This window comes from Shewanella putrefaciens, assembly GCF_016406305.1.
Classification (GTDB): Bacteria; Pseudomonadota; Gammaproteobacteria; order Enterobacterales; family Shewanellaceae; genus Shewanella; species Shewanella putrefaciens_C.
This window is the reverse complement of sequence record NZ_CP066369.1, coordinates 531,760-544,470: the sequence shown is the minus strand read 5'-3', so window position 1 is coordinate 544,470 and position 12,711 is coordinate 531,760. Positions and strand designations below refer to the sequence as shown.

At 47.6% G+C, this 12,711-nt stretch carries 12 protein-coding genes; all 12 read right to left on the bottom strand.

The features are described 5' to 3' along the window. Positions 1–123 precede the first annotated feature (123 nt). The gene (locus JFT56_RS02435; protein ID WP_198782139.1) at positions 124–708 is read right to left on the bottom strand and encodes a Maf family protein; all 585 of its coding nucleotides are present in this window, start codon (positions 706–708) and stop codon (positions 124–126) included. A 2-nt stretch (positions 709–710) separates the two neighbouring features. Further along, positions 711–1,199 (bottom strand): rod shape-determining protein MreD, encoded by a 489-nt coding sequence (mreD, locus tag JFT56_RS02430; RefSeq protein WP_198782138.1) that lies wholly within the window; start codon positions 1,197–1,199, stop codon positions 711–713. Further along, entirely contained in the window at positions 1,199–2,251 is a 1,053-nt protein-coding gene (gene mreC, locus JFT56_RS02425) for a rod shape-determining protein MreC (RefSeq protein WP_198782137.1), read from the bottom strand. The genes mreD and mreC overlap by 1 nt, the downstream gene beginning before the upstream one ends. Before the next feature lie 44 nt (positions 2,252–2,295). Next, positions 2,296–3,345 (bottom strand): rod shape-determining protein, encoded by a 1,050-nt coding sequence (locus tag JFT56_RS02420; RefSeq protein WP_007651015.1) that lies wholly within the window; start codon positions 3,343–3,345, stop codon positions 2,296–2,298. A gap of 343 nt (positions 3,346–3,688) precedes the next feature. After that, complete coding sequence (locus JFT56_RS02415) at positions 3,689–8,323, bottom strand: DUF6701 domain-containing protein (protein ID WP_198782136.1); 4,635 nt, start codon at positions 8,321–8,323, stop codon at positions 3,689–3,691. After that, on the bottom strand, positions 8,313–8,762 hold the full coding sequence (locus JFT56_RS02410; RefSeq protein ID WP_233095559.1) for an MSHA biogenesis protein MshP: 450 nt from the start codon (positions 8,760–8,762) through the stop codon (positions 8,313–8,315). Before JFT56_RS02410 ends, JFT56_RS02415 begins: the two co-directional genes overlap by 11 nt. Beyond that, on the bottom strand, positions 8,752–9,600 hold the full coding sequence (locus JFT56_RS02405; protein WP_198782135.1) for a PilW family protein: 849 nt from the start codon (positions 9,598–9,600) through the stop codon (positions 8,752–8,754). The genes JFT56_RS02410 and JFT56_RS02405 overlap by 11 nt, the downstream gene beginning before the upstream one ends. Continuing rightward, the gene (locus JFT56_RS02400) at positions 9,600–10,160 is read right to left on the bottom strand and encodes a type II secretion system protein (protein WP_198782134.1); all 561 of its coding nucleotides are present in this window, start codon (positions 10,158–10,160) and stop codon (positions 9,600–9,602) included. Before JFT56_RS02400 ends, JFT56_RS02405 begins: the two co-directional genes overlap by 1 nt. After that, positions 10,150–10,638, bottom strand: coding sequence for a pilus assembly FimT family protein (locus JFT56_RS02395; protein WP_198782133.1), 489 nt, complete (start codon positions 10,636–10,638; stop codon positions 10,150–10,152). Before JFT56_RS02395 ends, JFT56_RS02400 begins: the two co-directional genes overlap by 11 nt. A gap of 262 nt (positions 10,639–10,900) precedes the next feature. After that, the gene (locus JFT56_RS02390; RefSeq protein ID WP_198782132.1) at positions 10,901–11,413 is read right to left on the bottom strand and encodes a prepilin-type N-terminal cleavage/methylation domain-containing protein; all 513 of its coding nucleotides are present in this window, start codon (positions 11,411–11,413) and stop codon (positions 10,901–10,903) included. Positions 11,414–11,521: 108 nt separating this feature from the next. Then, the gene (locus JFT56_RS02385) at positions 11,522–12,139 is read right to left on the bottom strand and encodes a prepilin-type N-terminal cleavage/methylation domain-containing protein (RefSeq protein ID WP_198782131.1); all 618 of its coding nucleotides are present in this window, start codon (positions 12,137–12,139) and stop codon (positions 11,522–11,524) included. Positions 12,140–12,215: 76 nt separating this feature from the next. Continuing rightward, the gene (locus JFT56_RS02380) at positions 12,216–12,710 is read right to left on the bottom strand and encodes an MSHA biogenesis protein MshF (protein WP_198782130.1); all 495 of its coding nucleotides are present in this window, start codon (positions 12,708–12,710) and stop codon (positions 12,216–12,218) included. Position 12,711: the final 1 nt, after the last annotated feature.

Sequence of the window (12,711 nt, the reverse complement as noted above, 5' to 3'; positions counted from 1 at the left end):
AATCGAAACAGTACATTCTCTAAGCATGAAAACCGATTATACCCAAGCTACCTGAAGCTACGAGTTTCTGCATCTTCAGGCTGTTTGGGTATACGCATTTTTAGGCAACTGCAATGCTCAAAGTTACACTAACCCGGCACTCACCAACAATTCGCGGGTTTCGACCAAAGGTAAACCTACAACGCAGGAATAGCTGCCTTCAATAGCTTCGACAAAACAACCTCCTAACCCCTGAATGCCATAACTGCCCGCCTTATCCATGGGTTCCTTCGAGGCGACATAAGCCTCGATATCCGCATCGGTTAGAGTGCAAAAACGCACTTGGGTCTCGACTAATCGCACTTGGGTCTGCTCGCCGCTGGCCAAGGCAACCGCAGTCATCACTGTGTGTGTCTTACCCGATAAGGCACTCAGTACCCGTTTTGCATCGGCTTCATCGATAGGCTTACCTAAAATCTCGTTTTCAAGCACTACGATAGTATCAGAACCTAATACAGCAGGCTGTGACATACCATGACATAATGCGCGCCCAGCCTGGGCTTTTTCGGCGGCGAGACGTTGCACATAATCCCGTGGAGTTTCACCTTCGAGGGGCGTTTCATCAATGTCGGGAGCCACTTGAGCAAAACTAAAATCGGCGCGCCCCAAAGCAATATTGGCCAGCAATTCTTTACGACGGGGAGACGTTGAAGCTAAAACTAAATTCACCGTTAACGAACCTTATAATGACGTCGAACCCGACGTAAAATCCAAAAAATCCAAGGCCAAATCACTAAACCAGAAATCGCGGGTAAGAAGATATCCGTATGAAACACGGCGCCATCCATCACAAACTCAACCCAGTAGACGACTAAGTGATAAATACAAATCAACAGCATCACTACCAGCGACTGTTGCCACTTAGGGAAGTTTCGCAGGCGCTGACAATGCAGAATCGCAATGTAGATCACGAGCGACATCGCAAGGGAACGCACACCTAAGGTCGCGCCAAGCAAAATATCCAATGCGAGCCCTAGCACCCAAGCTGTCAGTATGTTGTACCTGTGGGGTAAAGCGATAGACCAATAAATAATGACCATCAATAACCAATCGGGACGCCAAGCCTCCACAATCGAAGGAAGAGGCATGATCTGGCTCAATAGCCCAATAAATAGGGTCACCCAAACAATGAGTCGACCATTAGCGGCTTGTAAACTCATTAATGCACCTCTGCTGGCGGTGGAGTGGTCACAGCGCCCGTTGCAGCATTCGCACCATTCACATTAGTGGCACCATTCGTATTAGTGCCGCCATTCGTATTGGTTACAGCGCCCTGCGCCGTATTCGCCGCGCCTTGGGTGCTTAGGGTAGCATTGGTCGTATTGGGGTCCGGCTTAGCCTCTTCAGGCGGATGATCCGCCGCAGGCACAGGCACTTGATGCGGCAAAGTCACCCCCGAGTCCGGTGATGGCCAAATCAGCAATAAATACCGAATGCGGTCGAGGGCGGCTAAGGGTTGTGCCGTCACCCTTGCATAACTCTGTCCATCTTCGGTTTGCACTTCTATCACCCGAGCGACGGGATAACCTTCAGGAAAGCGATTCCCTAGGCCCGAAGTCACTAATAGATCGCCGACTCGAATATCGGTACTCTTGGCCACATGGCGCAACTCAATCCCATCGAGTTCACCCGCTCCATTGGCGACTAAACGCACATCGTTACGGGTAATACGCACGGGTAAACCGTGGGAAACATCGGAGAGCAGCAGCACACGACTGGTCATCTCACTCACCTGCACGACTTGTCCAACAACCCCCTGCGCATCCACGACGGGTTGCCCCACAAAGACACCACTGCGAGAACCGCGATTCAATACCACATAGTGATGGGAAGGATCGCTGGCCACCTCCATCACCTCGGCCACCATCTTGCGGGAGTCCTGATAGGCGGGCGAGCCGAGCAAGGCCCGAAAACGTTCGTTCTCCTGACGCAGGTGCTCGAAACGCTGCAGGCGCTCGCTCATTAATAACTGTTGTCTTAACAGCTCTTTATTTTGCAGCGCGAGCATATTGCGGGTCGCAAAACTCTCAGACGACCAGTCGAGCATAGCGCCGGGAAGACTGGCGAGATACTGAATGGGGCTTAGGGCTGATGACAGGGATTCACGGGCGGGATCGAGGCGGTGATTAGCAACGAGCAAGATCACCGACAAAATAATTGCCAGTGTTAAACGGAATTGGTTCGAAATACCACGAACAAAAATTGGCTTCATAGGAAAGCTAAGGCGGTGATTAACCGCCCTATACCGAAGTTAGATTAGGTTTCTTCGGAGAACAGATCGCCGCCGTGCATATCAATCATTTCGAGGGCTTTACCACCGCCGCGGGCTACGCAGGTCAGAGGATCGTCCGCCACCATGACCGGAATACCGGTTTCTTGCATTAATAAACGGTCTAGATCGCGCAGTAAGGCGCCGCCGCCGGTTAACACCATGCCGCGCTCAGAGATATCAGAGGCTAATTCTGGTGGCGATTGCTCTAATGCCACCATAACCGCACTAACGATGCCCGATAACGGCTCTTGCAGCGCTTCTAAAATCTCATTGCTGTTTAAGGTAAAGCTACGGGGTACGCCTTCGGCCAAGTTACGACCACGGACTTCGATTTCTAGCACTTCATCGCCTGGATAGGCGGTGCCGATGGTGTGCTTGATACGCTCAGCCGTGGCTTCACCAATTAAGCTGCCATAGTTACGGCGAACATAGTTGATAATGGCATCATCAAACTTATCACCACCGATACGCACGGAAGATGAATACACCACACCGTTCAGGGAGATAATCGCGACTTCAGTGGTACCACCACCGATATCGACGACCATAGAACCCGTCGCTTCAGAAACAGGTAAACCAGCACCAATCGCCGCGGCCATTGGCTCTTCAATTAAATACACTTCACGGGCACCCGCGCCCATGGCTGACTCACGAATGGCACGACGCTCAACCTGAGTCGCACCAACAGGAACACAGACTAAAACCCGTGGGCTTGGGCGAAAAAAGCTATTGTTGTGCACTTGTTTGATAAAGTGCTGCAGCATTTTTTCAGTCACATAAAAGTCAGCGATCACACCGTCTTTCATTGGACGGATAGCTTGAATATTGCCGGGTGTTCGCCCTAGCATTTGTTTGGCTTCTGTGCCGACTGCGGCGACAGATTTCTGACCAGAGCTGTTACGCTCACCACGTATAGCAACAACAGAAGGCTCATTGAGGACTATGCCTTCGTCACGAACATAAATTAATGTGTTAGCTGTACCCAAATCGATCGATAGATCATTAGAAAAAATGCCACGCAGCTTCTTGAACATGTAACTAGCCTGTATTCTGTGGAGTCAGAAGAAAAGAAAAATCAGCTAACTTTATCAATGCCACCCTGATTCCACAAGACCGTTGAGGTTAACAATCGCTAATGGAGTGATTTTTTTTTAATTAGGACTCTGAAAAACAGTATTTAAGCGGAAAACACGCTTTATTGGCTAAATTTACGACAACAAAAAACGAAAAGACACACAAGGTAGCAACATATACAAGACATCCCTTTTGTGTTTACAGCGCCTACCTCACCCACACTTAAGCGTTTAAAAAATACCCGACCTGTGATTTCCCACTAAAGCGAGGTCAAAATTTAGTGGGATAGATTACTAAAACTAATTAATTGACCTCCCGCCAGTAGATGATTCTGTCATGGCCACGATAACGTCCAAAATATGCGCTCGCACGGGGATCGGATAAGGCCGTTGGCGTTACGCCATTCCAGTTCCAATACCATTCGAGCCAGGCGGGGACATCTAAAGGCGCCGTCACTTGTCCGCGATATAATTCACCGCTGGTTGTGACCGCCCGCCAGAGTAAATCGAATTGGCCCATTTGAAATGCCGACCCCGCACCGGAACGGTTAATGCTCTGTCCTGTAGTCAAATCTGGGTCAAAGTGATAGCCAAGGCCAGTATCATCAATCTGCGAACCCAAACCATACACAGCCGTTGTGCAGCTATCATAGGTATTTAATACCCAACTCGTCCCATTCCAGTATTCCGCCCGAATCGGCATTTTCAGGATTTCTGTTTCTGGGCCGTAGGTATTGTCCATTATCACACGGCCATGGCGCAGGGTTTGGGTGCTGATTTTCTTAGCATTACAGTTAGTGCATAGGCCTATTGATGCAGCGTCCATATCCGGCGCAGCCACGTAGGAATTGATACCATTAGGACGCGGATCGTTATCCAGTGCTTGTACTCCAATATCGAGTGACTCAAAGGGGCCGTCCTGATATAGGTTACTCAATATATTAGGGGTGACTCGGCTAACGTTAGCGCGATAAGTGGCATCGACAGTCGCCACACCTTGACTCCAACTTGCGGCATTGATAGGTAAGGCACTTAAACGGCTCTGGAGATCGATACCGTCATTATTGTTTTCACCCACCAATTTTGCGGTCGCGAGTGAAAACGGCGGGAAATAGTTTTGCGTCACATCCCCACCGATATTGAGCGCACTTAAGGTCATTGACATAGGGAACGGCTGATCCATATAGCTAAAGTTGCCACAGGCAGCAATAACAGACACATCAGCCACTAAAAACCTGTCGGGCACAAAACGACCTAAATTGGCAGAGTAAGCAATGGGGATATTTAAACTGCTGGCAGCGCCCAGGTAGTTCGGCTGCGCCTGCGCCGCAATTTGGAATACGCCGACTTCGCTAATACTTTGATTATTGAGAGTATTGAGATTATTGGTTTGCGCAATGTGGCTATAGGACGTGATGCCAAGCGCACCATTATGGCCACCATCGGCAATGCTTGGCGCAATGACTCTAGTTGTAAGCTTCATCTGCGCGTCGCTAAAGTTAGCGGTTGGCAGGTTACCGCTGCAAAAATCGGCATCACTATCGGACTGCCAAGCCACAGCTTGCACTGTCATGGCAAAATCTTGCCCCGCCTTGCGATAGGCATTGCAGCTCATATTGGCACTCGGACAAAGGGCACTGGTATCGACGGGTTTGACACATAACCCCGCAGGCACGCTCACAAATTGATCGGAACCCGTCATCACTAAATCTTGCTCGTCCCCTGTTCCAGTGTATTTAGCCTCTAACTGCAACTTGCCTGCATCGGGGTAATTGACCGAGATGCTTGACTGCCCTTCGGCATCGAACACTAGGTTAAATGCCGTGGGCGCAGCGCTCGAGGCGCCGATCGCCGAGCTATTAATAGTGACAGCTTGGGGAGAAATTAGTGCGCTCGGTTCCACATAGCTACTCCAAAAATTTAAAGTCTTAGTCTGATTTTGAAAACTCGGCACACATTGCTGGCTTGTATCGGATTTTTTGACCGCTTTGACTAACACATCGACGGGTTTATTAGCCCGTTTATCGGGTACATCAAAAATAAAACCGCTATCGGCAAAGGTGAGTGAGCAATTATTTTCACTTAACGCGCCAGCCCCAATACGGCACAGGGTTTTACTTAAAGGTTTAGTCGTAGGACTTGAGCCCTTAACCCCCAAAGTCACGACCCCGGGCGTATTACGCCTCAGCTGTAATTGCGTCGAACCATTAGTGAAACTGACTTGATTCCCACCAATCCACACGCCATCGGCCGTAGAATCGGGCAATAAGGTCGCCGTAATCGGATCGGTGAAAAGCTGGCTACAACTCGCGTTCGCACAGGCTCTTATGGTTACAGTCTCGGGATTACAGGTTAATCCTTGACCCGTATGATCAAATTCAAAGTGATCGATTTGGGTGCCGATAGGATTCGATTTAAGTGCACAAATCTGCACATTATCAATCTCATGATTATTGTTCGAACCGCCAGTTGAGCCCGTGAGTGACAGCAGAAAATCATTGGGGATACTTGCCTGATTAGCTTCTGCTGCAGCATCAAACGCGGGCACTAAGGTTACAAATCCTGACCCCGTATTGCGCTCGATTTTGACAATAGATCGGCCCGCAGATTGGGAGTCGATAGTGATTTTATATCTGTGGGCGGGCGACACATTATTGCCATCGACCACGGGTGATAAACAGTTACCACTGGTATTAGTCGTGCCATCATTACAAGCCCCATGTAAATAGCGATAACCGCTGGTTCCCACACCCGAACCGCGAACCGCAACCGACTGGCGGCGCTGGCCAATATTGTAACTACCGCCTTCGCCGGAGAAATTACCAAACTCATCGATACCAACCCCAAGCCAACCACCAGCAAAACCGCTAATACCGGGTTTATAGCCATAACCTAAGGGACCGCCAAAGGCTCCGGGCTGCGGAGTGATAGATGCATCCGACAACACTAAGGCAATACCATCGGCACCATTGCCACCGTAGGCATAATGGTCAAACTGGATCTCAACCAAGTTATCAGCCGCGGGGAATAGTCTTTGGTAGGTCGATGCCGTAGATTGGCTCGATTGGGCTTCGGTTAAGCGTAAACGTCCACCTTGAATCGAAGGAGTAAACCTCCCACTACTTCGAGAAACCACCCAATCATTGCTTAAGGCACTTTGGGAGAAATCATCATTAAAACACTGCAGCACAACAGGCTCGATTTTTTCTAACGCCACAAAACCATAGTCTTCTGATCTATGGATGCGTTCGAGATCTTGATAGGTATCCTCATCATTAACCATACTGACCTGGGTCGCACTCAGATGACAGCGTCTAAGCCAACCTCCATCGCCTCCTAGTCGAGAACCCTTACCCGCGACGAATGTCGGGGGATTAACAAAGCCGCTCAAACTGGTGTAATAGGCACATTGTTCGACCAAGGTTCTCACACTCCCACCACTCGAATGGGTCAGCGCAGTACCGAATTGATAGTGAACATTTTCACCATCTAGCACTAGTGTGCCTGTACCTGGCTCTACCGCTAAATAACCTATGGTTTCATCATCGAGTAACTTTTCATTTTCTGGCTCGCAGCGCCGATTATTGCTCTTATTGCTATACACCTCGGAGACATCCAAATTTAATTGAATACCACCGCTATAGGGCTGGGAAACACTGGTGAGCCAACAGTTATTATTACGGGTTTGCAGCTGGTTCAATCTTACCGTTAAATTGGCATCTAAGGGCCGACTCACCCAAGCCGATGACTCCAGATTCAACGCACGATTTGTCACGACTGTCCCCGCAGTTAAGCGTTTACCATTCGATAATACATAGTTACCGGGAGTCACAGCTATCCAATGCACTTCAGACATAGCATTAGCAGCTATATAATAATTTCCTGAACTAGTGGGCTCACTTTGCTCCCAAGTAAAGCCTGTATTGCTCACGCTCACCAAAAATGCTGATGCTGGCCCATCGCTGTTAGGATTAGTGGTCGATATAGTCGGCATTAAAAAAATAAGCGGTTTCACCCCCACAGGAAAAGCATTTGGAAAGGTCACTGATGTTGTAGTCGCTTTACCAAACTGCAGTTTCAAAGATGTGACGGGCAAATCATCATTAATACTGCCACTACTTATGGCTAAATAACGGCTAGTGACGCGCCCATTAATGATGGAGTTATCATTAAGACTTAATTTTTCATCGCTATAAACTCGTCCATTGAGCAAAGTACCACTGTTAAGCTGAATATCGCTATAACCTATAATAAGAGCAGTCGCAGAGCTATTTTCGTTAAATTTACTGCCATTTAACTCAAATTTTTGCCTCACAAAAATTCGGACATCTCCTTGCAAAATTACCTTTGAATTTTGGTTCAAGCTAAAGCTATCTATCCAATAATCCCCTTTGGGTAACACCAGTGTCGCTCCACCACCTACCTCTATTTTATTAAATCGATACTCACTCTGAGTGGCAGATAAGGTTAAGCTACAGGCGGAATAAAGCGAAATATCACCAAACTGATTATCACCATCCGCCCCTAAAATGAATTGATCTCCACTATTACAATATCCAATGCCTCCCCCTGATGCATCGCTAGATAAAAATACATTACTCCCTGCTAACCTTAAGCCTCGAATATCGCTGCCATCGATAGTGCATTTGCGAACACCACCACTACCGTCGTCACAACTGTTGTCTGAAAGTCCGCTGCCATTATTGCTCGAACAATAATCTAAGCTTTCACCGCCAGTGCCATTAATAATGCCATTACCATTTATCATCAACTGAGGAGATGATATTTGATGACACACATTTGAGTTATAACCATGGTGCCCTTGGGCAACTTTGGCAAAAATCTCGTTCTGATCTATGGGATCGAATGCCATTACAGATGTTGAAAATATCAACATTAAGATAGCCATTACTGCGTGATAAAAATGTTTAATTGCCACGGGCTTCTACCTCGACTTGGCGGCTAACACGGGTATCACCACTCTCACATACCGCTTGGCTATTAATCCGATACTGAGTTATCGCGCCAACTGAATACGCTGTGCAGTTTAAGGCCACACTGCAGGCATGAAAACCGACCACAGCGGGTGGCGTCCAAGTGCTATTTGCCGAACAAACACCCACGGCACCATTTAGTGGAAATAACTGTGCTAACGCTGCATCGGCGCCGCTATTGGCCGCGGCTAATGCACGGGTGCCCCACACTTCTTGAGTTAATCCGGTATCCGCATCTTCAACTATGTTAATAAGGGCTGACGCCAAGAGAAACATCACTGTGATAACAAAAATGCCAATAATGAGTGCGCTTCCGCCTTGGTGCCTAGGCAGCGTGACCCTATGTGGTCTTGGGCGCTCTGGACGAGAAAAGTTAGGGGACATTGATTACCTGCACTTGATGTCGATATTGGAAAGTCTCACCATTGACCGTAAATCTAGGCTGCAAATGCACCATGGCATTATTCACTAAGGTGGATGGCGTTAGTGTCATCGGCAAATCACTGCTATTGGTGAAACTATTAACTATATTTTGCGCCATTAACACCCCAGCCCCCATATCGATAGGGCGAGGCTGGCTGTTATTAAACTGATACCCAGTATAGCGCTGCAATATGAGCTCATTACTCGCGGCGGCCTTTTCAAAGCAATAGCTCACGGGGACCGAACCAAAATAAATCCGCTGCCGCGGTGATGCCTCGGCAAAGCGAGTTGACGCCATAAAGGTAAGAGTGACTTGATTCCCAGAGGTCGCAATGGTTTTTATCTGTGCCCGTTTTTGTCTGGCGCTGTTATAGACATCCGCATCCACTAAGGGATAGATCCAAGCATATTGATTAATTCGGATAGTGCTGGCACCGCTATCTAAAATCACAGTCCCCGTGGTTGCAGCGGCATTAGGGGCAATGGGCATAGATAAATAAGTGGTGCTGGCTTCGGTAGGCACAAACTCAACACATTGATAGGTTAACGAATCACTATTAACACGCACACTGCTCGGCAAAGCGCTGCGTAGCTCACGGGTCATGCGCTCGACGGCAAAACGGCTCTGGCTTAACACTTGATCGACCGAACTCGATTCGACAAAAATTCGCGTGCCAAAAATAATAAAACTGCTCACCCCCACCACTAGAATGCCCAAAATTAAGATAACGGTGACCATCTCGACTAAGGTAAATCCTGAGTGTCGAGCATGGGGCAAACAAGCGGATTGGGAGGCCATTAGTAATTACTCCTCACCATATTGTAAGTAATCACTTCGCCATCGGGCGTAGTCACATTAATGGTCACAAGTTTCGTATTCGAATTCGGCGCAGCGCCGTAGGCAACGGTGACACTTAAACGATAGTTAGGGTAAGCCTGTCCATAGGTTTGGCTTGAGTTGAGCATAATCGCGGTTTCATTTAAGCCGTGGTAATCATCAACATCATCATAATCGTTGCGATTTTCCCCCTCATTGGGCCATTGCCACTCTAATGGTCCGAGATTAATCACATTTGAGCAAGGCAGGCCTAATGGACTGCCGCAGGCGGGTACGCCCCCATTAGCATTAGTATTTTCATCGTAACGCTTACCCCAGATTTCATTCATCACCGAATGGGCCAGCTCAGCACTTTGCACCCTATGTAAGGTCTTCGCCGCACGATCCGCCTGGGGAAATAACATACTGCTGAGCATCACAATAGCAATGGCGATCACTAGCATGCCCACCACTAACTCAATCAGAGTAAATCCCCGAGGGAGAACTGGGCTTAATCGAATACCTCTAGTGCTAATTGGCATAGATGTAACCCTCGCTAGAGATATTGATGATCACAGTCTCATTAGCGGTGACGTTAATACAGTTGCCGTTGCAACCTAACGAGGGCTGGCCCTGGGTATCAAAATCAATATTAAAACCACTGGCACCATTACTCACTAACGCAAGGCTCGCTCCACCTTGGAATGCTTGGGCATAGAGTGGATTGGGTGAGAGCGCCGCCCCAGTGCAACCGCTGTTATCACGGCTGGCAAATTGAATCGCCTGATAACCTGAACTCGATACGGCGAGGCGATAACATCTATCGGTATTATTGAGGGCTTTTTGCTGCACTTGACGCAGTTCGGCGATAAATTCATTACGCAGGCTATAGGCACTATAGGATGATTGAGTAAACAGACGCGGCAAGACAGTCACAGCCAAGATCGAAATCAAGATAATGGTCGTCACTAACTCAACTAAGGTAAATCCAGTCTGTTTCGCCATGGGAAAATTAACCATTGTCCATATTAGGTTCTAGGTTCTAGGTTCTAGGTTCTAGGTTCTAGGTTCTAGGTTCTAGGTTCTAGGTTCTAGGTTCTAGGTTCTAGGTTCTAGGTTCTAGGTTCTAGGTTCAGTTTCTGCCAACCGTTTGATTAAGGCAAATAAATCTCTATAAATTTGGATATAAATTCTAAGTAAATTCATTTTGTTGCAGCTGATATAACTCACCTGTTTTACCTAAAAAAAAGGCCTGCTAGGCAGGCCTTTTCGTAAACTCATATTAGCAATCAGAAGCATCAGGCGTTGCTGTAAAGGTTGGTGCAGCTGTCGCAGTAGCTGGTGTGTATTCAATAAAACACGTTGTTGGGGCGCCAGCCTGCCAAAACTTCGCTTTGTCCGTTGTAGTTTGAGTATCAACAACCCAATCTGTTGTGGCTCCTGTTGGAGTAGTCCCTTCGCTAATGCTAACTTCTAATGCATTTTGAAAATTAGCAAATGCGCTGGTCATATACCCGTAGTCTGTTGTAACTGAAACAGCCGTACTAGGTGTTGCAGTTGCGTCACCGCTTATAACTACTGTCTGATTTGTTCCTTTTTCCTGACCAGCAAGAGCCGCTTTAGAATATACAAGAGTATTAGCACCTTGAATCGAAGCTTTCAAGCCATTTAATGCAGATACTCGAGCATCACCTTGCAGGTTAATAAACTTAGGTGCCGCTGTGACAGCAAGAATACCTAAGATAATGATTACAACGACTAATTCAATTAAGGTAAAACCTTGTTGTCTTTTCATATAAAACTACCTTTCCTTAAGGACGATTAAATTACGCAACTTATAAACTAAGCTACTTATAAACCAAGCGACTAAAAATACAAAACAAATTAATACCTTAAATTGCGATTAAGGTGCAAATGGGGTTTGGGTAAAGCTTAATACTGTGCCTGTACCTGGGTTATATACCACACCCTTAGCACCTGCGGTCGATAAGTCCGGAGCCGGTGTTGGCACCCCCGTCGTTTGGTCTAACACCAGTGATGCCACTTGATGGTAAACACATAAATCTAAACCTGCGACAACCGCACCGGTAATCGCATTGGCACTGCCACCCGCGCCATCGATAACACGTACCGTATAACGTTGGTTACGTGCATCCTGAGTGTAAAGCACATTACGCGGAGCACTCTGCAAGACAGTATTAAACACTTCTTGGCAGCTGGCATCCGTCATAGTGGTCACATCCGTCACAGAGGTTCCAGTTGGATAACCAAAGCGAGGATCGAGGGACACTGAGGTGCCGTCGAGAATAACCGTGCTATTTTGGCGTCCATCAACTTCCCACTGTGAGCGCACAAAGCTCACCGCCGTCGATAAACCACCCGCGACACCATCAACACTCGCATCCTGGGCGTCATCAGTCACATTTAAAAAACGTGGAATGGCCGTTGCAGCCAACAGACCTAAAATCACTATCACTATGACCAATTCGATGAGTGAAAAACCATTTTGCTTAGTTTTCATCAGCTTCCCCTATTTTTTAACGAAATCCATTCTAACAGCTAAATCAGTTTAAAAAAGCCTGTTACTTAACAATATTTTATTTTTGCGTCAAAAAAATGACCCTGCCAGAGTTAAGTTGATAGCCGATACTATCGCCATTTTGCGAGTGATATCGGCAGCTCGTATCCTTGGGGAAAAACTCACCCATTAAGGTGTCTTCCTGCAGCTCACTTCCCATTAACTGCAGCCATAACTCCTGGCAACCTAGATGATCTAACTGCTTAGGCTGTGGCCAACCTAAGGCGCTCATCTTAACCACACTCTGCCCCACGGCTTGGTTTTGATCGGTAAACACTTCCCAATCTAGTCGTAATTGTGCTGGCTTGCCAAGGGATAACCACTGGGAGCGCACCATAGCGAGGACATTCAGAAAACGAGTATGCTCCAGTTCCACGCTTCTGGCCGCGACCTGGGGCATACTGGAAAAATACTTAATGCCGATCACCGCCATCATCACTAACACTAAGATGATAGTAATCATACGTCCGTAAACCCGTAATAGATCGCTTTCGGCCTTCTGCTGGCTGTGCATC

Coding starts and splice junctions, on each gene's coding strand:
- JFT56_RS02390 (WP_198782132.1), bottom strand. CDS start 11,413: ATGAAAAGACAACAAGGTTTTACCTTAATTGAATTAGTCGTTGTAATC.
- mreC (WP_198782137.1), bottom strand. CDS start 2,251: ATGAAGCCAATTTTTGTTCGTGGTATTTCGAACCAATTCCGTTTAACA.
- JFT56_RS02395 (WP_198782133.1), bottom strand. CDS start 10,638: ATGGTTAATTTTCCCATGGCGAAACAGACTGGATTTACCTTAGTTGAG.
- JFT56_RS02420 (WP_007651015.1), bottom strand. CDS start 3,345: ATGTTCAAGAAGCTGCGTGGCATTTTTTCTAATGATCTATCGATCGAT.
- JFT56_RS02405 (WP_198782135.1), bottom strand. CDS start 9,600: ATGGCCTCCCAATCCGCTTGTTTGCCCCATGCTCGACACTCAGGATTT.
- JFT56_RS02385 (WP_198782131.1), bottom strand. CDS start 12,139: ATGAAAACTAAGCAAAATGGTTTTTCACTCATCGAATTGGTCATAGTG.
- JFT56_RS02380 (WP_198782130.1), bottom strand. CDS start 12,710: ATGCACAGCCAGCAGAAGGCCGAAAGCGATCTATTACGGGTTTACGGA.
- JFT56_RS02410 (WP_233095559.1), bottom strand. CDS start 8,762: ATGTCCCCTAACTTTTCTCGTCCAGAGCGCCCAAGACCACATAGGGTC.
- mreD (WP_198782138.1), bottom strand. CDS start 1,199: ATGAGTTTACAAGCCGCTAATGGTCGACTCATTGTTTGGGTGACCCTA.
- JFT56_RS02400 (WP_198782134.1), bottom strand. CDS start 10,160: ATGCCAATTAGCACTAGAGGTATTCGATTAAGCCCAGTTCTCCCTCGG.